This window comes from Alcaligenes sp. RM2 (assembly GCF_052931795.1).
This window is the reverse complement of sequence record NZ_JBRFIO010000002.1, coordinates 198,736-219,496: the sequence shown is the minus strand read 5'-3', so window position 1 is coordinate 219,496 and position 20,761 is coordinate 198,736. Positions and strand designations below refer to the sequence as shown.

The 20,761-nt window shown below is 53.1% G+C and carries 21 protein-coding genes and 1 pseudogene; 4 read left to right on the top strand and 18 right to left on the bottom strand.

Features of this window, described 5'->3' with window-relative positions:
- Positions 1–18: 18 nt before the first annotated feature.
- Positions 19–996, top strand: a complete 978-nt coding sequence (locus ACU6HM_RS07845) for a tripartite tricarboxylate transporter substrate-binding protein (RefSeq protein WP_052159363.1) — start codon at positions 19–21, stop codon at positions 994–996.
- 18 nt (positions 997–1,014) lie between these two features.
- A complete protein-coding gene (locus tag ACU6HM_RS07840) occupies positions 1,015–2,577 on the top strand; it encodes a sulfatase-like hydrolase/transferase (RefSeq protein WP_446763630.1) in 1,563 nt (520 codons plus the stop codon).
- A gap of 50 nt (positions 2,578–2,627) precedes the next feature.
- Here the strand turns inward: ACU6HM_RS07840 and ACU6HM_RS07835 are convergent, their stop codons facing one another.
- The 4 genes and pseudogenes from ACU6HM_RS07835 to ACU6HM_RS07820 all read right to left on the bottom strand — a co-directional run.
- Positions 2,628–2,912: a hypothetical protein gene (locus tag ACU6HM_RS07835; protein WP_251196491.1), complete on the bottom strand. Its 285-nt coding sequence runs from the start codon at positions 2,910–2,912 to the stop codon at positions 2,628–2,630.
- A gap of 131 nt (positions 2,913–3,043) precedes the next feature.
- A complete protein-coding gene (locus ACU6HM_RS07830) occupies positions 3,044–3,565 on the bottom strand; it encodes a ferritin-like domain-containing protein (protein ID WP_009463738.1) in 522 nt (173 codons plus the stop codon).
- 210 nt (positions 3,566–3,775) lie between these two features.
- A complete protein-coding gene (gene chrA, locus ACU6HM_RS07825) occupies positions 3,776–5,044 on the bottom strand; it encodes a chromate efflux transporter (RefSeq protein WP_446763629.1) in 1,269 nt (422 codons plus the stop codon).
- Between the two features lie 168 nt (positions 5,045–5,212).
- A pseudogene (locus tag ACU6HM_RS07820) lies at positions 5,213–5,794 on the bottom strand (LysR substrate-binding domain-containing protein); the annotation flags it as partial.
- A gap of 813 nt (positions 5,795–6,607) precedes the next feature.
- Here ACU6HM_RS07820 and ACU6HM_RS07815 point away from each other — a divergent pair.
- Both ACU6HM_RS07815 and ACU6HM_RS07810 read left to right on the top strand, forming a co-directional pair.
- The gene (locus ACU6HM_RS07815) at positions 6,608–7,162 is read left to right on the top strand and encodes a hypothetical protein (protein ID WP_446763628.1); all 555 of its coding nucleotides are present in this window, start codon (positions 6,608–6,610) and stop codon (positions 7,160–7,162) included.
- Between the two features lie 79 nt (positions 7,163–7,241).
- Positions 7,242–7,784 carry a hypothetical protein gene (locus ACU6HM_RS07810; protein WP_446763627.1) on the top strand — a complete coding sequence of 181 codons (543 nt, stop codon included), beginning with the start codon at positions 7,242–7,244 and terminating at the stop codon, positions 7,782–7,784.
- Positions 7,785–7,915: 131 nt separating this feature from the next.
- Here the strand turns inward: ACU6HM_RS07810 and ACU6HM_RS07805 are convergent, their stop codons facing one another.
- The 14 genes from ACU6HM_RS07805 to ACU6HM_RS07740 form a co-directional block, all read right to left on the bottom strand.
- Positions 7,916–9,103, bottom strand: coding sequence for a DUF4236 domain-containing protein (locus tag ACU6HM_RS07805; RefSeq protein ID WP_446763834.1), 1,188 nt, complete (start codon positions 9,101–9,103; stop codon positions 7,916–7,918).
- Between the two features lie 573 nt (positions 9,104–9,676).
- On the bottom strand, positions 9,677–10,864 hold the full coding sequence (locus ACU6HM_RS07800) for a hypothetical protein (RefSeq protein ID WP_446763626.1): 1,188 nt from the start codon (positions 10,862–10,864) through the stop codon (positions 9,677–9,679).
- 172 nt (positions 10,865–11,036) lie between these two features.
- A complete protein-coding gene (locus ACU6HM_RS07795; protein ID WP_446763625.1) occupies positions 11,037–12,923 on the bottom strand; it encodes a caspase family protein in 1,887 nt (628 codons plus the stop codon).
- Between the two features lie 3 nt (positions 12,924–12,926).
- Entirely contained in the window at positions 12,927–13,625 is a 699-nt protein-coding gene (locus ACU6HM_RS07790) for a hypothetical protein (protein WP_446763624.1), read from the bottom strand.
- 79 nt (positions 13,626–13,704) lie between these two features.
- Positions 13,705–13,938 (bottom strand): antitoxin VbhA family protein, encoded by a 234-nt coding sequence (locus ACU6HM_RS07785; protein WP_050483447.1) that lies wholly within the window; start codon positions 13,936–13,938, stop codon positions 13,705–13,707.
- Positions 13,939–14,590: 652 nt separating this feature from the next.
- The gene (locus tag ACU6HM_RS07780) at positions 14,591–15,643 is read right to left on the bottom strand and encodes a type IV secretion system protein (protein WP_446763623.1); all 1,053 of its coding nucleotides are present in this window, start codon (positions 15,641–15,643) and stop codon (positions 14,591–14,593) included.
- A 1-nt stretch (position 15,644) separates the two neighbouring features.
- Positions 15,645–15,905: an EexN family lipoprotein gene (locus ACU6HM_RS07775; protein ID WP_010925840.1), complete on the bottom strand. Its 261-nt coding sequence runs from the start codon at positions 15,903–15,905 to the stop codon at positions 15,645–15,647.
- The gene (locus ACU6HM_RS07770) at positions 15,902–16,348 is read right to left on the bottom strand and encodes a hypothetical protein (RefSeq protein ID WP_446763622.1); all 447 of its coding nucleotides are present in this window, start codon (positions 16,346–16,348) and stop codon (positions 15,902–15,904) included. Before ACU6HM_RS07770 ends, ACU6HM_RS07775 begins: the two co-directional genes overlap by 4 nt.
- A 10-nt stretch (positions 16,349–16,358) precedes the next feature.
- Complete coding sequence (gene virB5 / locus ACU6HM_RS07765; protein ID WP_446763621.1) at positions 16,359–17,105, bottom strand: P-type DNA transfer protein VirB5; 747 nt, start codon at positions 17,103–17,105, stop codon at positions 16,359–16,361.
- 363 nt (positions 17,106–17,468) lie between these two features.
- Positions 17,469–17,726: a hypothetical protein gene (locus ACU6HM_RS07760; protein ID WP_240685763.1), complete on the bottom strand. Its 258-nt coding sequence runs from the start codon at positions 17,724–17,726 to the stop codon at positions 17,469–17,471.
- Between the two features lie 25 nt (positions 17,727–17,751).
- The gene (locus ACU6HM_RS07755) at positions 17,752–18,747 is read right to left on the bottom strand and encodes a relaxase/mobilization nuclease domain-containing protein (protein ID WP_446763620.1); all 996 of its coding nucleotides are present in this window, start codon (positions 18,745–18,747) and stop codon (positions 17,752–17,754) included.
- Positions 18,744–19,286 carry a plasmid mobilization relaxosome protein MobC gene (gene mobC / locus ACU6HM_RS07750; RefSeq protein ID WP_446763619.1) on the bottom strand — a complete coding sequence of 181 codons (543 nt, stop codon included), beginning with the start codon at positions 19,284–19,286 and terminating at the stop codon, positions 18,744–18,746. Before mobC ends, ACU6HM_RS07755 begins: the two co-directional genes overlap by 4 nt.
- Positions 19,283–20,293: a hypothetical protein gene (locus tag ACU6HM_RS07745; protein WP_446763618.1), complete on the bottom strand. Its 1,011-nt coding sequence runs from the start codon at positions 20,291–20,293 to the stop codon at positions 19,283–19,285. The genes mobC and ACU6HM_RS07745 overlap by 4 nt, the downstream gene beginning before the upstream one ends.
- Positions 20,290–20,559: a hypothetical protein gene (locus ACU6HM_RS07740; RefSeq protein WP_446763617.1), complete on the bottom strand. Its 270-nt coding sequence runs from the start codon at positions 20,557–20,559 to the stop codon at positions 20,290–20,292. The genes ACU6HM_RS07745 and ACU6HM_RS07740 overlap by 4 nt, the downstream gene beginning before the upstream one ends.
- Between the last annotated feature and the right edge of the window lie 202 nt (positions 20,560–20,761).

Below are 20,761 nucleotides of genomic sequence, written 5' to 3'. Positions count from 1 at the left end.
AAAAAAAGGAGACAAATCATGGCCCTGAACCGCCTTCGCGCCACGGTAACAAGCTGTCTGCTGTCAGGACTGCTGTTCACTGGTTTATCCCACGCAGCAAGCCCCGTTGAAACCCTGACTGTCGTTGTGCCCTATGCGCCCGGAGGCGCGTCTGACCGGGCCGCACGCATTGTGTCGGACGGTCTGCACAAGAAGCTGGGTATTCCCATTGTGGTCGAGAACAAGACCGGCGCCGGGGGCCGAATTGCCGCTCAGTATGTCAAAAGTACGGCGGCAGACAAAAATGTGCTGATCCTGGCCAACCCCGCCGTCATGGTCGTCGCCCCCCTGGTTTTCAATGACATCCCCTACAAACCCGACACCGACTTTCAGGCCGTTTCCATGGTGACCGAATACGGTTTTGGGGTAGCGGTGTCGGCAGACAGCGACATTCAAACCATGGACCAACTGATTGCCTGGGCCAAAGAGCATCCCGGTGCCTTCAATATTGGCGTCCCGGCCACCGGCAGCCTGCCGCACTTTTTCGGCCTGATGCTATCCCAGCAAATTGGCTCCAAGGGCGAGATCATAGGCTATCGCGGTTCGGCCCCAGTCATTACAGACTTGATCGGCGGCGTACTGCCCTTGGCTATCGATACGCTGGATGTACTGACGTCTCAGCACCAGGGCAAGCGCATCCGCATTCTGGCCACCTCGGGCAGCGAACGAGAGACCACCCTGCCAGATGTACCTACCTTGAAACAGTCCGGTGTGGACCTGGAAGCCTCAGGCTGGAACGCCTTCTTTGCCCCGGCCTCCATGCCAGCCGACAAAGTCGCTTTCCTGGGCACGGCCATTAAAGAAGTCACCAGCGACCCGGCGCTGCAAGAAACACTGCTGAAAAATGAATTGATTCCCGTATCTGCCGATGCAGAAGAAACCCGCGTCCGCATTGAACAATTCCGCCAGCAATGGGCTCCGGTCATTCAGGCCTCCGGCTTCAAAGTCACGCAATAAACCAGCAACACAGACAACATGACACAACGCAAGAACGTCCTGTTCATCATGGCCGATCAGCTGCGGGCTGATCACCTGGCCTGCTACGGCCACCCTCATATTCGTACCCCCCATCTGGATGCTTTGGCCGCCAAGGGGGTGCGCTTTGATCGCGCTTTCGTCAATTCCGGCGTCTGCGGCCCGTCCCGCATGAGCTACTACACAGGCCGCTACCCATCGACGCACGGAGCCACCTGGAATCGCGTGCCCTTGTCGGTAGGCGAAGTCACCATGGGCGAGTATTTGCGCGCCGGTGGACACAAACTGGTGCTGGCGGGCAAGACCCACATCATGGTCGACCACAAGGGGCTGGAACGGCTGGCACTGGATGGTGGCAGCGAACTGGCCCGCCTGCTTAAAACAGGGGGGTTTGAAGAGATAGACCGTTACGACGGCCACCACGAACCGGGAGAAGAAAGCGGCTACCCGGCTTACCTGCGACGTCATGGTTATGAATCCGACGACCCATGGACAGACTTTGTCATCTCTGCGCACGGGCCCGATGGGCAGCCAGTCAGTGGCTGGCACATGCGCAATGCTTGCTACCCGTCCCTGGTAGAGGAAAAGCACTCGGAAACGGCCTATATGACGGACCAGGCCCTGTCCTTCATGGAGCGCATGGGGGATGAACCTTGGGTGATGCACCTGAGCTACGTCAAACCACACTGGCCCTATATCGCTCCTGCGCCCTACCACGATATGTATAGCGCCGAGCAATGCCTGCCCGTAGTGCGCAATGAGGCCGAATTAAGCAATGCGCATCCGATCGTAGAGGCCTACCGCCAGCAAGAGGAATGCGTCAGTTTCGCCAGCGAAACCTGCATCAACACGGTCAGACCCGCCTACCAGGGCCTTATTACCCAATTGGACGACCACCTGGGCCGCTTGTTCGACTTCATGTCCCGCAATGGCCTGATGGACAACACCCTGATCATCTTCACGGCCGACCATGGGGATTTCCTGGGCGATCATTGGCTGGGCGAGAAAGAGCTGTTCTACGACACCGTGCAGCGTGTACCTTTCATCGTCTACGACCCGTCACCGGAGGCGAATGCTACGCGGGGAACAGTCGATAACAGAATGGTCGAAGCCGTGGATGTGCTACCCACCATGCTCTCGTGGCTGGGCCTGCCGCTGGCTTCCCACCGCCTTGAGGGACGAGACTTGCTGCCCCTGCTACATGGCACCCAGCCACCTTGGCGCGACTGCGTGTTTTCCGAACTGGATTACAGCTATCGCCTGGCCCGCGTGATACGCGATAAATCACCATCCAATGCCAGAGCCTGGTCCCTGCGCAGTGACCGCTGGCGCTATGTGTATTGGCTGGACGAGCCTGAGCAGCTCTACGACCTGCATGCCGATCCTGAGCAGTTCAACGACCTGGGCCAAACTCCAGACCACGAAGACGTACGGGTTGAATGTCGGGAGCGCTTGCTGCAGTGGTTCACAAGTCTGAAACGCCGAACGACCGTGACGGACGAAGAAGTAGAGCGCGGTACCAATGCGTATAAAAAAGCAGGGGTATTTTTCGGGCAGTGGTAAGCCCAGGAGCAGAAAGGGCAAGCGTGTAGCATCAAGCGCTTGCCCCCTTCCTAGTCCGGGTTCTTCGGACCGCGGCGCTTGGGCAAGATGGCGGGCGTATCGTCATGTGGCTTGAACAAATACGGACTCTTGTCGGGTTCCGGATTCGGAGAACCATCAAACTGCGTGGCTTTATGGTCTACCGGCCGCCTTCGCTCCTTGTCTTTGCCGTGTTCATTTACTTCCTTCAGGTCTTCCTGCACCCGCCCGGCAATATCCACTTGGGATTCGCTGCTGGGCTCCGGTGCTTTGGCTTGATTCGAGCCTTCGGTGTTGCCTTTGCGTGTGGGACTCATGCGGACTCTCCAAAGATCAGGTTTCACAGACAGGCTCCAGCAAACAGTGTGCCTAGTAGCCTTCATGGCTGCCCCCAAGCTGAAAACCTGCCAAGCAAGGCCGTCAATCAACAGCCTTGGACGGATGTGGACTAAGGCTTGGCCTGACTGTGACCTTCATTGGCACGAGCCAGAAAGATCCGTATCAACTCCGGTGAGTGCTCTTCCAGCCAACGAGCCATCGCGCGCTCTTGCTCCAGGATTTGATGGCACACCATCGCCGTCTCCGTATCGCCCACAAAATCAGCGGCCTCCTTGAGCTGGCTGTAAGCCGCAATTTCCAGGTTTTCGAAGGCAAAGCTGAACATCGTGCCTTTCACCACCTCATCAGAGGCAAAGATCCCGGAAAAGCCCTGAAACGCTGCCATAACTTTCCCGCCCAGGTCTTTGAGCAAGGACGTATCCCCACCGCGCCGCTCTATGCATTCGCGCACCAGCCCCTGCTGTGTCTGAGTTTCCTTGATATGTTGCTGAATGCGCTGATGCAACTCCGGGTAGTTCTCCACCCGCGAGAGCATGCTGTTCAGCATCGTCTCAGCCTGTTCTTCCATTGCATGTGCGTCTCGAAGCCAGTCCATCAAGTGTTTGTCCGCGCGTGATTTATTGGTATCCATGACATTCTCCTGTCGGTTTGCCTTGCCGCAACTGCGACAAGCAACTGATACCCAGCATATGGCGTTCCCAAGGTGCCAGCGCCCCGCGCACACCTTGAAAAACACCAAACAGCTACCTGCTTCCTCTTGAATCAGCTCCCACACATTCCGGACCGGAAAAATGAAGCCAGGCAATCACGCACGGCAAGAAAAATACTTAAATAATCGACATTAAAAAAAGGCGCCCAGCCCCGCCAAAAGCACAACCAACGCCGGTGGTACACGCCCCACCGTCAACAAGCCAAACAAGAGCAAGGCCAAGCCAAAATCCGCCTTGTCATGAATGGCACTGGTCCATACCGGGTCATACAGCGCGGCCCCCAGGATACCGACCACCCCTGCATTAATCCCTGCCATCGCCGTGCGCACGCCAGCCCGATGTCGCAGCCCTTCCCAAAAAGGCAGGACGCCAATCAGAATCAAGAACGCTGGGATAAAAATAAGCGCCAGCAGAGCCAAGCCGCCCAGCCATCCCTGCAAAGGCCATTGAGCCATCGCCCCGATATAAGCCGCGAAGGTAAACAGGGGCCCCGGCACTGCTTGCGCCGCCCCATAACCCACCATCAAGTCCGCATTGCTGACCATTCCTGTCGGTACGACAGAGGCCTGCAAGAGCGGCAACACGACATGCCCCCCACCAAAGACCAGTGCCCCGGATCGGTACACCCCTTCCAGTAACTGAACAATCGATGAGCCTGTTGCCGCAGCCCACACAGGCAAAGCAAGCAAGAGCCCGACAAAAGCCACTAGGGCAGCCATCCCTACCCTGCGAGACACCGGAAACGAATGAGCCTGAGCCACTCCTGCTTGAGCAAAGTCCAATTTCCTCCATGCGATCAAACCTGTCACCGCAATGGCCAGAACCTGCCCAAAGGCCGAGGGCAAGGCCAGACTTAACAAAGCAGCCACCATCGCCAATGCAGCACGAGATCGATCAGGACATAGAGACCGGGCCATTCCCAACACCGCCTGGGCCACAATTGCTACCGCCACAATCTTGAGCCCATGTACCCACGCAGACTCTGCAATCCCCTGCTGTCCCGCCAATCCCATGGCAAACAAAATCAATGCAATGGCCGATGGCAAGGTAAAGCCGGTCCAGGCTGCCAGCAAACCCATCCACCCAGCACGCCCCAGCCCCAGCGCCATCCCGACCTGGCTGCTGGCCGGACCCGGCAAGAACTGACACAGGGCAAGCAGATCGGAGTAGCTGCGATCATCCAGCCAGCGACGGCGCTCTACGAACTCGGTACGGAAATAACCCAGGTGCGCGATCGGGCCGCCAAACGAAGTCAGCCCGAGTTTCAGGAAGGCCCAGAAGACCTCCAGCGGGCTGCCTGGCCTATCCGACGCCTGCCTCTGCACTTCTGCCGGTACTGATGTGGGTGTCTGTGTCTGTGTCTGTGTCTGTGTCTGCACAGGTTCGTTCGAATTATTCATTGCTGCCTGTTCCCCCCCTTGATCAACATCCGGCACACGTCATCTGCACCACCTGTTTTTACTGCTGATTAGTTTTCTGCTTACCGCCGATAGACAAGCTACAGACACCTTAGCCTGGCAACATATGAATACTGTGATGTAGAACGTCAGAACCGTCCTCATCACGCGCTATTTCGAGCCACCCAGCCCTGCCTCCCAGCACTCGCTCAAATAGCTTACAAACGTGGAAATCCGCGCCGATAAAGCCGTATTGCGGTAGTACACCGCATTGATAGGCTGACACATCTCCAGCGTGCGTTTCGGGAACAACTGCACCAAACGTCCTGCCTCGCGATCCCGGTGCGTCATGAAGTCCGACAACGACACAATCCCCACGCCATCCAGCGCCAATTGCCGCAAGGTTTCCCCACTGGAAGCGGCAATACTTGGCTTGATATGCACCGGCATCCCGTCCTGCGCAGGCAAGGGCCATTCATTCAGGGATAGCGGCTGGGTAAAGCCCAGCAAAACATGATTATCCAGGTCGGCCACGTCACGCGGATGACCGTGCTTTTCCAGATAAGCAGGTGAAGCCATCACGCGCAGACGCGTGTTGCCAATAGGTCGCGCATGCAAGGTAGAGTCCTTGAGCCGACCAATCCGAATAGCCACATCCGTGCGATGCTTCAGCAGATCAATCCATCCTTCATTACTGGTCAGCTCCAGGCTGACCTGCGGATAACGCTCCTTATAGCCGCGCACAATCGGCACCCCAACTAGATAAATCAAGACAACTTACCAAACAAACTCAAGGCTGAAGGCGTGAAGCCAGAAATATAGTGGTTAACAATCGCTGTGATTTCTTAGGCAGATAAACCATACCCGATCATGAATGGCGAGAATTAGAATTAATTTCAAAAAAATAGATGTTAACAACTCATATAACCAATAAAAGAATTAAACATCAAAAATAAACCACCTAAATAATCAAAACAAAAAATTAAAAAAATGAATTAGTCAGCTTTAACAACACACATCCAAAGTCCAAATACCCAAATGGAGAATAGAATAAGAAAAATCAAACAAATAAAGGAAGAAAATTGAAAAAAATATTAAATTTATCGTCATTTATTTTCATAAGTTCTTTTTTACTTACATCCAATGCACACGCGCAAAACTTTTGGACGGGGAAACTCACTCTTCAGATAACGAGGTTGGAAACCTATCACCTTAGCTTCAACCCCATCCAATTCGGCCATTCCCTGCCAGCGGGGGCAAAAATTGAGCGTGTTGAAGCCTATATGTCTGGGGACCAAATCGACAAGGTTTCGTCAACGACGCATGTTTGCTGGAACGGAATTTCAGATTGCGTGCCCATGTACGGGAAGGATTTATCCACCTACAGCTTCAGAAACCGCGACGCTAGCAAACCAATATACGTCGTGCTTCGCGCAACCAACTTTGGTGGCCTCTTTCCTCCTGCCTACGTGCCTATAACGGTCACCGTTTATTACACCCTATAAACACCGTCCAGACACCACTCCCACACCCTACTCTGCTACCTGCTCAATAAAGGTCACACTCATGTTTGTTAGTTCATCCTCCCCCAAACTCATGCCCGCCGTACAACTCACAAACAAGCGGCAGGTTGATACAGCCAACTCTTCCAATTTCAGTGAGGTTCTCGCTGAATTTTCCAAACAGGTCGGCATTTCAGAAATCGATTTACCCAGCCCCGCCCCCCCAAAACCAAAAGAAAACCTCGTTAAAGGCGTTTTCGTTATGGACGAGTCCATCCAGAAAATGGACGATGCCACGCTACGAGTCTTGCTCCAAGGAATGGTTTACGAAGATATAGCAGGCAAAGGAGACGGACCAGGAGGAATGCTAGATCTGACTGAGTGGATACATGGAGGGCCTATTCGTTACTCGAATACTGGCGAACTGGTAACTGCAGAAAGCAAAAATTATTTCAATTCAGCGGCAAGCCAATACCGATCGCAAAAAATATCAGTGCTTGACACCGGCTTACGAAACGGCACCCCTCTTGTCAAGATCTATGAAAATCTGTGTGAGTTAACTTCACAGCAACCCGTACGGTTCCTGGGAATGATGGGGTATCTGGTTGCGCCAGCATAAAACCCAATCTGCTTACAGGCTTCTGAGCAACACGTTTTGCACACTCTCCCATATAGACCACAACACTGGAACTCAACCCATGCTTATCAATTCAACAACAACCGAAGTGGCTTTAGGCAAAAAAAATGTCCTGCAGCAGCTCGGTACAAGCACCGCTACCCCCAGCTTCCAGACTGCTCTCGCGGCTGCATCGACACGAGTAACAATCTCATCCGCAGCTCAACAACAAGCTCAGGTCACCGAGCTTAAGCATGGCAGCTTTGCAATGCGCGACACCGTCAGCAAAATGGACGAAAGGGAATTTGGCGCTTTTCTGAAAGATATCGTGTATGAAGGAGGGCCCAAAAGACTAGCCCTGCACGAAATCATGGTTGATATCACCGACTGGCTAAAAGGTGGACCGATGTACTACTCAAATACACGGGAGCCGGTCACGGAAGAAAGCACCGCCTATTTCATGATGGCTGATGCCAAATACCAGGCGGAGAAAGTCGCCTTGTATGAGCTGGAACTAAGTAAGGGCACGCCGCTTATTGATATTTATGACAAGTTATCAGACTTGACATCCAAACAACCTGCACGGCTTTTGGGGATGAGGGGGTATCTGGTTAAGCCGACTTGATTCTGCCTATCCGGTTTGAAAGGCTACATGTTCTGATGAAGCCAACAGGGAGCTGTTCGCAGGCTACCTTTTTAAAAACACAATTCCAACTGCTCCGTCTTAGTGTCAAAGGATTTGGAGAAAACAGCCCATCAAAAGGGCTCAATAGGTTTAAAAACCCCCGTCTTGCTCATATTACGCCGAAGGTCAAACTGAGCCAGTGCCTCCACCACATCAATCATGGGCAACATCTCAAAATTGATCTCTGACCATGCCTCCCGACCCACCCTCACGGAGTACAAATAATCATCACGCAACTGCCCTGTTGCCGGATCATGACGTTGAGAAAACCCCGATAGAGTGATGCACTGAACGACAGGGAGAGCGGCAAAGGTTTCCCCAATAATCCGGAAACCTACACCATGCACATGGGCCATATAACGCTTACGTACCTGCACTGCTGGCAGATCCTTCACAGACAGCTTCAAGCCCCTTGCCGGAACCGCTGCAATCTTCGAGGGCATATCCTCAATCTCCGGCAAATCGATATCCAAGTGAACATGCGCTCCCTGCTCCGCAATGTCCAACGATATCAACGTCTCCCGAGGCCAAGCGATATCTTGGAGGTTAGCTTCCAGCCATTGCTCCATCGCTGCCGTATCTTGATAGATATCCTCTTCAAGCAGCTTACGCCGCTGCTCTTGCTCATAAGCATGTTGAGTCTGATCACTTTTCCATGCAGCCAATAACCGTTGATGCTCGCTGGCTATCTGCTGATTGAGCTGATTCAATTTTTCCAAACGTTTGGGAAAAAACTTTTCCCACCATTTTGCACTTAGCAAAGCAGGCTGCAAGGGCTCAGAACGAAGAAAACGCTCTGGAACATACCTGGGTGCAATATGAGGCGCAGGAGTGTCTAAATGGATATTAGCCACCGCTTCACATTCACTATTTATTTCATCGCATTTACGCTGGATTAAGCTTTGAATAGCCTGGCGGTTCTGCTTCTTGGCGAGCTCAACAACCGACTCGGAAACAGGCTCTCCGTCCTGATCATGGAAACTCAACATTCCTTGCTCTGTGACCCCACACACCAAAGAGAAAGTCTGTGTTTGCTGGGCAGATTGGCGCGGCTTAGGGGCAGGAGCAGCCTTATATAGGGTATGACGAGCGGAAAATCCCAAAAAACTGGTATTGAGATGTGCCCCACGCTTACCAACATTCACCGTTGAGCCCCGCGGCCCCAAGGTCCAGCTAGTGCCCGAGCCACTCAAGTTCATGCGTATGCCTGGAGCCAACTTAATCGATCGTCGAAAACGTACAGCCACAACTCCCTCCATGCTTTTTAATAGTTTTAAAAGCTTATGAACTTCCACAAAAGAGGTTTTGGAATGCAGAGAAACCTGATGGGGATGTATAACACTGTGCTGAGGCTAACTCAAAACCAGAGGCGGCTAACTACCAGGCATAGTCACTGAATAAGCGGAAGCAGAGATAAGGGCACGAGACGGAGACAATCGCAGACAAAGGTAAGCATCGCTGTACCGATTCTGTATCCATTGAAGTGCTGAGTTGATTCCCTGAACAGGGACTGACACTACGGTATCTTCCAACTGTTTGAACTTCAGGAAGATTTTAGATGGTGCCCGGGGCCGGAATCGAACCGGCAAGCCTTGCGGCGGGGGATTTTGAGTCGGTGATTTACAGTGTCTCTACAGGGAAATGGGGCGAATTCTAGCGTAGATTGAAATAGGTAAAACGAGTTTAAAATCAGTAGGTTAGCGTATTTTTACCGAATTGGTGGAAGCTGGTCACTGTACCTGCACTGTACCGAAAAGCCTTCTCGGTACAGTGACTAGGTGAATGGCGGCAAGCGGTGTGTACGCCCGGGTACCCATCTAAACATAAGATCACTAAATGGCTTTTTTCCTGCTTTTGACCGATTCAGCGACTTTATCGCTAAGTGAGTCTAAACCCGTCGCCAGTGCCTCGCATTGATCATGGAACATGTCAATATAGATCTTGTCAGTGTTACCGTCGAAGCTAAGCGCATGTGCTGCCTTAATTCTATTCTCGCCGATGCTTCTAATGATCTTACTTGCTTCTGTTCCGGCATTAGCCTTCAGTTCCAGCAATTCTAAGAGTTGAATACCCGATAGAGGCCGCTTGCTCTCATTATGGGTAAATTCAGTTTCGTCAGTGCCAAAATTTTCGACCAGGTAGTACTCTAAAATTTTTTTATTGATGCTGTCGTTACCGATTAGCTTGTACAACTCATTGCAGGAGTCACAGTAGGCGCGTTGCGTATTCTCCACTGGTGCGTGCAGCAAAGTATTGTGGGTGCGACGAAAAATAGCCGCTTCCAATCGCTCGTTAACTCGTTCGATCGCGGCTAGCGCGTCTTTGAGAGGATCCTTGTATGAAATCCATCTACCTTCTAGGTTCACGTCGATGAAGTCGGAAAATCCCTTGTCTTGCTCTGCAAACAATGCGTCTTTTATCTCATAGCCATGCCAATAACGTTGTTCAGCTTCGCTCAACTTGAGAAGGTCAGTGAGGAAAGCTGTGACCGCACTTCGTCCATTCTCCAGCTTTCTACGGCCATGCCGTATATCAATATATAAAAACTCCTCTTCGCCTAAATACGTTATATGTCCCCCTGAGACGGTGTCGTGCACATCATAGAGGTCTGGACGAGTCAGGTATTTTCTCAGTACCTCTTCATAGAAATATACAAAAGAGTAAGTGTGGCTTCCCTTCATAACTCTTTCTTCGAAGATAGGGAGATTTCGGCGCACCAAATCAGATCTGTAGAAGTGTTCGGTGAGAACAGCTTTGCTTGGAAAAATTACATGGCATTGAACGGGCGCGCCACGCTTTATCCCGCCTGCTCCGAACGTTAGTGGAGTGAGGGCCACATTCTTATTCAAGGACGCCAAACCAGCGGCCTCAAGCTCAAGCATTGCCGCCTTTACCTGCTCATTGTCCAACTTAAGTGCTTGAGCAATTCTCAGACTGTCACATCCTGTTTGATGATCTATCCAGTACTGGATGGCGAACTCAATGACCAGCTCTTCCATAGTTTTAGTTTTGCGGGACATGGGGGAGTCTTTAAATAGTTGACGAAAGTTCGTTTAGGCACAGCAGACTCTGCTCCTGTTGAGAAGCTGCTGTTTGACGCTAGCTTTCAGCTCTCTCGCCGTTGTGGCGCGACGAGACTTCGATATCATACGGGTATCTCGAGCTCAGAAGGACAGCGCGAATCGGCGAAAACTACAATGCCGACTTACTATGGTCCGGCGCATCAAAAACGAACCAAGGCACACGATCTTGAAGCAGTAGTGACGCGCAAAGCACTGTCTTTTCAATTAAAAGATTTTGCGGTTTTGATTCGGCAGAAGGCCAATTTTCTTGCAGGTCCAAAATTCGAAAAATATCGTGCCCAATTTCCCAAAAACAATAATTTCCACTTTCCATAGTGGGGGCGCCAAATTCTAGGTAGTTGACAGGGAAATAGGCGGATAGACCTAAACCATCAATTTTCCACAAACTCTCATCAAAGATTTCATTGAGATTTAGCAAATTCCCCGCCTTGAGAATTACAGTAAGGGTTTCAATCGGGCGCTCTACCAAATCTGCACATTTTGAAAAGTCATTCTTGGAACGCGCAAGCAAGTAGCGTAGCACTTGGTCTGGAGCAATATCCCAATGTGAAACTTGTCCATTACATACTATGAGCGAATGAAAAATATGGCTGGCCAGTAGCTCGGCTTCTTCTTCTAAACCAATTGAAACGGCTGTTGATAATGCTACGGCCCAAAATGGGGCTTGTGCATCTGAGATTGCAATTATCGACGTTCCCAGGTTGTCGACAATAAATCGGAGCAAGAATTCGAACTGTTCTCTCGCGTGTCCTTTTTGCTCCAGAGTCGAGCATAACTCTATCGCTACCGAAGCCCAACCAAGTACCCTGGAGATTTTGATTGGAAGCTGGTAGAGATCAAAGAACCCACCGTCACCATCTGACAAAAGAGCATACTTGCTCACTAGTAGATTCGTGATTAATTGCTTGTTAGCTACTGCTAGCCCTGCGCGACATTGCTCCATTAGGGCCTCAACAACTTCTGCGACTGGGCGAGACTCAATGTAGGGCAGAAGGCACGTTGCTATGCATGCTGCGACTTGGGGAAGGCGAAATGGATCCCGGCTATTCAATGCCTTAAGCGAAAAAGTTGCTGCTATCCGGCTTGCTTGATTGGCGAGGATACGGGGGGCATGAATAGTCGGAGTTAGAATTGTTCTAACTATTCTGAGAAAATCGTCGATTACCCAATTATCGCTTAGGGAGGTGTATGCACTCCACAGCGCGCTATAGTTCTCTTTGACGATTTTGTCGCTGTCAGTAGGCCACGTCTGAATTACATCTCGCAGCGGTGCAGCGGGATCTTTATTGAACTTTGGATTCAGGCAAAAACTCGGTGGGCCATATAGATTCAAACCCCATACGATGGGGTTTTGGTTTTGTTCTTTCAAACGAGTGGATATATGTCTGCCAATCTCTACCAAGTCTAGAACCGGCGTGCTGTCTTGTACAAAACTTCGCCCTTCCATGCAGTCCAAGATTGCATTGGTTCCTAAGCCACCATTGATGGTTTCTCCCGCGGGTTGGTTTTGACTAGATGTTGCTACTAGGGTTAACGCCGGAGTGCCAACATCACCAAGTAAGTCTGGCTTAAGAAGAACTCCGAGGTCCGTAATTAATCCCCCACTTTCACATGCGTCAATTATTATGTTGCTTTGTCTTGGAGATGACTCGTTTAGGCTTCGAAACATGTCGGCGAGTGACAAAGCCGTCATGGATTGTGCATTTGGCCTGCTATCGCGGACCCACATGTAAAAGCTTCCAGCACTAACTCCGCCATGCCCTGCAAAGAAAAAAGTAAATGTGCCGATGCTGCCTGAGTTGAACAGTACGAGTTTTATGTTTTCTCGCATTTGTTCAAGGGTTGGAGAAAGCACAAGGCGCGATAGTTTGGGGTCGTATTGGCCAATATCCGGATTGATCAGTGCGTTAAATATACGCTCTGCGTCTTTTTCTGCCCCGGTCAGTTGCGTGGCATGATCAAAGTGGTTGCAACCTACCGCTAGTAGAACTTTCATCGACTACTCCCCGTACTTCACAAAGCGAGCTTTCCGATCTGCTTCTCTTTTTAATGCCTCAGCTCGTTTACGCTTCATGATTTCTTCGATTTGATTGTGATACTCAGGGGGCGCCTCGCTGATGGCTCTTTGGAACGAATCAAGCGTATTGGGTCCTACGTGTATCTGAGGCAGGGTAACGTTTCCATCTTTGTCTACAGAGAATTCAATCTTCTCTAACATGCGAGCGAATGCTGCTGGTAATGACCCTTCTTTTTGTGCGTCCACCACATTGCCACTTTGTTCGCTGGCTGATGATATGGAGCGATACATCATTTGTGCAAACTGTCGCTCCATATCACCGCTAACTCCTGCAATGCATCTAGCTATCGCAGACAAATCATTATTAATCAGCTCTTCAAATGTAATAGTGGTTTTCGAAGAATGGGTCTGAAGTCCACTTAGGTAAGCTTCAGGTGCTCCTGGGTGCGAGTGAGTGCCCCTATGCCTAAGTCGCTGAGTATTTTCAGGGGGAAGATAGCGGGCAACGACTTGCCGCTGCACTGCTCTGAGCAGGTCTGCAAAACTTTTCGAGAATGCAGTCGCCCTGCCTGGCTCTTCAAAAAAACTTTTTCTTTCGCTTGGGGTGAGCTGCGACACGTGTTCGGTTTGGTGGGAATTCATAATAAAGGACGACGCGCTCGTTAATTTACTTGGAGACAAGAGCTTCGTAGACTACGTCGTCTAACGAAAACCGGCGACAGCCTATCCTGCACTAGTCCCCAAATCCTAAATCTCTTCGTCATGACGAAGACTTTGGGAGTGCTAATGCGTCAGCGCGCGGCTGCACAAACTCTTGCAGGCTTATCTGGCCATCGACGAAACGCTGCGCGTGGGCCTCATCTGCTTCACTGAGCGAGAAATCTTCTAGACCGACGGAGGCCCGCGCATAGTTAACTGCCGATTGCCGGCGGCTGCGTTCGGTATCCGATATGGTTTTGTGGGGCTGTTGCCTGCATTTACCCGTGCCTGCCATGGTGCCTCCTTGCCGTAGGTAACTCGATCTTACAAGAAGTATGGGTAATTTGGTTTAGGTGCACGTAGCCACAGAGGTGGTGCGCTGAAATTGTCTTGTTTTACCTGCTATGGACGCCAATATCGGCTGCGTACTAGCCGTAGTTTCCAAAGAGGCTTTGCCTCTCTGGACTCTCCACCCTCGCCGGCGGGAGCCTCGGGGGCAGGGGTTGCGGGCTCTGGCCCGGAACTCCTGCCCCCGGGCATAGCGTAGGGCGCTCCTGCCGCGTCAAGGGGCCGTGTCCTCGCCCTGTGGGCTGCGGGCCGCACCAACCCCTTGACCCGTCATCCGCTTGACGGCACCGCTACTGACGCCGTTTGGCCGGAAGAGGCGTCAAGGGCGGGACCGGAAGCCGCAGCCCGAAGCGCAGCGCAGGGAACGGGTGAGGATCCCGGGCGAAGCCTTCACCCTTGATGCCTCTGGAAGCCATGCAGCCTGTCGGCCGGGGGGAGGAACAAGGCGAAGCCGCCTGGGCCTGCCCCCGCGGCCAGTCCGGCAAGAACGGACGCGGGATGCAACCGAAGGGGTTGCCCAAGCGTAGCGCGGAGATATGTGTGCCCATGAATCAAAAGGCCTCGCTGATGACGAGGCCTATGCGGACGCAACATGCACATCACTTACCGTTGACGGAGCCGCCCGTTGCCGGTCCCCAGTTCTTGCCCATGTTTTGCAAGACGTGTTGCCGATAGGCTGGGTTCCACATGGTGTTGCCTGCGATCATGTGGTTGGTTCGGCCGGCAGTAACCATCATGCCCGACTGCATATCGCGGCGAGTCGTCTTAGGATTCACCACGTTGCCAATACCCTGTGCCATGCTCCTGAATGTCACAGCGTCAAAGGCGATGCCGCCAGCTAGTCTCGCCCCTAAGCCACTCGTTTTTCTCTGCGCGAAGAAGATGATCAAGGCAAGAACGATGATCTGCACAAACGAACTGATGGGATTGTCCGTAGTCGTACTTATTACCCTGTCGAACAGCGCCTTGAATAGCGCCACACCGACAGACACGACAACCATTGTGATGGCAATTTCAAGGATGTAGGCTAGTGCCTGCTCAAACCATTTGTCGAACCATTTCGCGGTGACTGGAAACATTAGCGCCGCGATAAACAGTGGTCCGAGACCAAGCATTATTCCGAGACCGAGCTTTGCCATGATGATGGTCGCGGCCGCAGGCAAATGAATAAGAAACACGGCAATGGCCATCATGAGTGCATTCAGGGCATCCCAGAACATATGACCTAGTTCGTAGAACTCGCGCTTTGCGACTTTGCCTAGCATGTCGTAAGCCACGTTAAGCCCTTTGTCCGCCGAGTTGTCCAGCACCTGATAGATACTTGTCGCTTGAGCGTTAGACGTAGACATGACGTCGGCCAGACCTGTCTCCAGCCCTTGAATGGCCGACACAACAGTGGAGGTGTAAGAATCAGCCGTCATGCAGAATGCCGTGATAATGAGGATCTTCATACACTGCTTGATGAAGGTCTGAAAGGGAGCTTCAACCGCGCCCGCGCTGATGGCGTAGCCAGTCAAGGTGATGTACAGCGTGACGCCGGTCAGCATCAGCATTTGAAAACCGAGGATGACGTTCGAAGCGGTTTCCGATACGAAGGTGTTCAGCATCGCATCGACGCTGCTGCCTATCCACTGGAATAAGGCGAATCCCATGTTATTGACCTCCCTTGAGCGGATTGATCGGTGTCAGGTCGAAATAGCCCCGCTTGTCGACGGCCAGATGGTTTGCCGCTGTCTTGGCGTTGATGCAGTTGGCGGATGCGGCGAACTCGCCAGGACTGGCTTCGCACTTCGCGATCATCGCGTTGCGTTCGGGGGCATGCGCCTTGTACCAATCGACGGTTTGAACGGGGGTGTTTTCGCCGCAAGCTGCCAGCGTGAGCGCGATGAAGAACGGGAAGAGGATGTTTTTCATTTGTGTGCCTCACGTGCGTTGATGATGTCGAGTGCGTGGGCCACTTCGGCGGCCTCAATGATGCGTAACGCTACAAGGGTTCGCACGACGCTTTCGCGCATGCCGCCCCATGTCGGCTGTGTGAAGCGATTTGGCGCGTTTGTCCAAACGATGCCGATGCACGCAATGGATGTGACGGCAGACAGGATGATGTTCATCCATGGCGGCAACGGTTCTTCATCAATGAACGGCAGCGTGAATCCAAACCAGCCCATAGCCGCGTAGTAGGCCGTGAAAGCAGCCATACCGATAGCCACGACATCAAAGGTTCTCATCAGCGGCGCACGCCGCAAAAGCTCTCGGTAATACTCGGGACTCAGGCGGCGAGCGCAAGCCCAGAAGCGATAGATGGCAAGGCATAGCGTCACCACTGGAACCAGTGTGATTGCGTAGAACGGAGCCATGATGTTCTCCTTAGCGTGCAAGCGGGTTGAAGACTTGAAGAGTGGGGTAGCCCCGTTGATCAACAATCTTTGCGTTGATCTCCTTCCGCCGTTGCTGCTGTAGGCGGTCTTCGGCTGCCGCGACCATCTGGTACATCTGTAGCTTGGTCTGCTCGTTCTGAATCATGGTCTGCTCGTTCTGAATCATGGCCTGCTCGACTGCGATGCGGCCTTGCAGTTCAGCAATGGCTTTCGGGTCTTTTGTCTGGTTGATCTGCCGCATCAACTGGTCGATTTGGCTGAGGCGGTTCTTCGCCGCGTCGTAGGCATCAAGCGCAAAGGCTTTGTCTTGCGCACCTTTGACAGCTTGGGCTTCGCAGTTTGTGCGCTGCTCCGTCGAGGCAAAGGCGACGCAGGCGTCATACACCTTGTTGTCGTTGTAGATGGACTCAGCGCGCCCGCTCAGGCCGGCATAGCCGCCTGATTTGACGGAGTCGTAGACGCCTTGCCAGTCGTGCGGAAGGTAGTCCCGCAACTGCGGATTGTTGAATAGTTCGCCCATGCCGCGCGCGCCAGTGACTGCTGCGTATTGCTGCTTCATCTGGTCGATTTGACTGACCATCTGGTCATACTGCATCTTCCACTTCGCCATCGTTTCGATCTGGTTTTCCACGCTCTTGGCGATGGAAGCGCCATCTGTCACGGGGATTTGTGCGAAGCCGGCCGACGACGCGGCAATGCCGACGGTCAGAATGCAAGAGGCTGATAATTTCTTCATGTTCGCCACTCCATTTAGTAGGTGTTGATGGCGAACGCTGGGCCGTCTTTCCAGCCAGTCATTGGGAGCTTATTTAAGGCTCTTGCCCGGCACACATGTTCAGTGTTCTTGGGGCTTTCGAAGACACGTCTCTACCGTGTTGTCATCCCCTGCTTTTCCGGGGCGGTCATCCTCAACTTTTCCGAGGCAGTCAGCACACTACTCTTCGGTGCGGTCACGCGGCTCATCTCCCCGCGTCAGGCCCTTCTTTTCGGGCCGGCACCCGGTACGCCGAAGCGTTCTTGGGGCGGTTGCAGCGTTCGTATCAGTTAAAAGCACAGCCGAAGCTGGTCGTACTTACGTTAATGCAAAGTAGATTTCCGACTACGGCCACCACATCCGGCGGTCAATGATGATGCGGTCTGACAGGTACGAGATGTTCGCCAATTCCGCCAATGCCATTTCTACTGTTCTGAACCGGTAGGGTCGGCCCTCGTCATCCATGACGTGGTGCTCTGTAGTGCCGTCCTGCACGGCCAAGGCAAAGCCCTTCCAGTAGTGCGCATACAGAATGACCTGCACATCACCAGTGCGCGCTGGATCATCGCAGTAGTCTTGCAGGGCGTCGTAGCGTAAAGCCATCTTATGGTCCTTCTTGCGCAATCAATCAACGGCTCAGGTCGCCAGTATCTGGGTGGTTGGTCCCATCCAGTTGATGGGCGTCCTTGGTCACTTCTGTGCTGCGCTGACTACGCTGTGCGACCGGTAGCGTTCTGCCCTGAGAGGGATCAAGGAACCGGACAATTTCCAGGGCAAGTGATTTGTCCTCTATGTCACCAGCGGCCAAGGCTTTCGCAATGTGCCCGTAGCCATTCCTGATGGCACGTGAGAAGCCGGAAAGCTTGCGTTGTTCCCGCTCGGCCGCTTTGGTGCTCTTGCCGCGCTTGGCGGCATGTCGCGTCGCCTGCTTGACCGTAGTGTGCGTGTTAGACCGCGCCCTACGCGGTGTGGCGTTGGCCTCGATGCCTTGTTCACGCAGTGCCTCGGCGAAGCGTTCCCGCCAGCGTTGCAGGTCCGCTTTTCGTGGGTTGAGCCGGCTGCCGTCGAGACCCAGCGCCTTAACGCAAAGGTGGCCGTGGGGATGGGCTTCATCGTCATGGATGGCGAAGACATACGCGTGGTTGGCGCCGAACTCCGTTTTCGCGAATGCACGGATAGCGTCATTGACTGCGCATCGGTCGGTGCCGGGTGGCATGGACAGCACGATATTGAACGTTTCGCGGCACGAGCCGTTATCAGGCAACCCGTACTGGCCGCTTTTCCATTCGTCGCGCACGTCCTGCACTGCCTCACGGCCAAGGATGACTTCACCGTCTTCGTTCTCCAACGCGACCAGGCCGTTGCGCGATATGTAATCGAGGTGCGCTTTCACCTGGGCGATGCCTTTGCCGCCGCCGGAGATCTTCACCATGACTTCGGGCGCTTTGCGAGTGGTCAGCATCAACTTGTCACGGACCCGAGCGCTGCCGGTCAACAGCAGAGGCTTGGAGGGTGGCGAAGTGCGTGATCGCGTCACTGTGCGCTTTACGCCTTGGCTGGTGACGGGCTTGGTATAGATGCGTTCGCCCCAGTCCTTCAAAATTCCATCAATGACCAGACTCATTCCAGCCTCCAGCGGTCAATATTGGCGCGCATGATGTCTGCCACCAGCGCGGTGTGGGTTTTGATATGACGGGTCAGTGTGTCGATACGCTCAGCGGTTACCACCGTCTCCAGCGTGCGTCCTGCGTTCATATGCCTGGCGATCTGGTTCAGGTTGCGACCGATGGCCAGCAGCCTCGAATTCGATTCGCCCAGCGTTCGCAGCTCCGTCATGCCGAACTGCGGTTCGCCGCTGAGATTGGCCCGTATCAGGTGGATGACCCAGCGATTGGCTGACATGCCCTGCTGCAAGGCTAGTGCTTCGATACGGGCATATTCCGTCTCAGTCGGGCGGAGTTCCAAGCGGCGACGCGAAGTATCGGGCTGCTCATGTGTTGACGGAGTGGGCGAACTGGCTGTTGTTGAGCCGTTGAGTAATCGAACGATGACCTGTCGCAGTGCGTCGCTGGGGGTGCTGCCCTGGCGGACGCAGAACACCTGCCAACGCCGCTTCAGATCGCTATCTAGTCGAACACTTAGTGTGGCCTTGTTGTTTTTCATCTCGGCGTCCTCGCGTGCATGCTCAACTTGGCCTTCAGGTCTTGAAGGCGGGCTTGAGATTCAGCTTTGCTGAGTGGTGCTGATTCCGATGCGCGCGGCATATCCTGAGTCGCTGCCAGACGTTCCCTTCTGGTTGCTATCGGGATGCCAGCAGCCGGCACGAATCCGCCTGTGCGGTGGCGGTCAACAAGTCCTTTGAGGTAAGCGACCTTCGTTGTTCTGATGGTGCCCGGTTTCTTGATTGCGCCTTCCAGTTCGTCAAGCAAAGCCTGGGCGCTTTCGGCGGGAATGTTGGCCAACAGATTCTGTATCGACATCCTTTCAGCAGGAGCCAGCGAGCTAGGGTATTGCAAGCCGTTGCCGGTTCCCGTTGTAGTAGTAGTGTTATAGATAAAGTTAGTGTTAGTAGTAGTGTTACCCGGCCGCCTATTCATACCGTTTGGATAGGGTGTGCATAGGGTATCGGGTTCGCTAACTCCTTGATTAATAAGCGCGTCGTGTGGGGCACTTTGAATCGATGATTGGCTATCGCTAGGGTCGGCATAGGCTGTCGATACCCTATCGCTAGGAGAAGCCAGTGCACTGGCTACCGTATCTCGCAGCGGGTCGTCGGCCGGCAGTCGATTGATGAAGTCGTCCACATAGTCGTTGCGCCAGCGTTCGGGAAGGGCTTCGATCTGTTGGAATGTCTTCTTCCTGAGTGTGGATGCGACAGCCATCTTGGCGGAGTTGTGATCCCACCAGGCCTTCACCCAGACGTAGTTCGCGTCTGCGTCGAAATAGATAAGGTCGGCGTCGACAAGCCGGCGGATCACGTTTATCAGTTGAGACTCGACATCCCAACCCATCTCCGAGGCTGCAACGCGCAGGACGATTTCATACGCGCCGATGACGTTGCTGAATGGCGAGGTCAGGAAGTAGAACAATGCATAGCGATCTTCGACCGTGCAGCCTGACAGGCGATTTGAGCGCCATATCTGGTCGTTGATGGTTCTTTGTCGACTCATGCGCGAGGCCCTCGCGCAGCGGCCCCTGCGGGCGTGACTTCGCCGTCTGCCGGCTGTTCCAGACTCAGCGCTTCCGTGACCTGCAACGTCCGAAAATAAACGCGGCGACCGACCCGCAGCATGGCTGGTTTCAGCTTGCGCGAAAAATCGGTATCGGTATAAAGCGCAACGCGGACGCCATCGGGAGATCGGCCTAGCAAGGTGGCAACGTCAACGATGCTCATCAACGGCCCAAACCGTCCCAACAAATATTCTCCAGTAGTCATTCATATGCCTCACAAGTTCACCGTAGGTGAGGCCAGTCTTTACTGTGAAGGAATGAATGTCAAAGGCCAAAATAGCGCGTCTGCGAAAACCAAAATTTGGCATCGTCAAGTGCCAAGATAAGGCATATTGGTTTTTTTCGATGCAGCGATCAAGCGAAATAAATCTGTAAATCAAAGGCTTAGAAATGGTCAGAGACAGAGC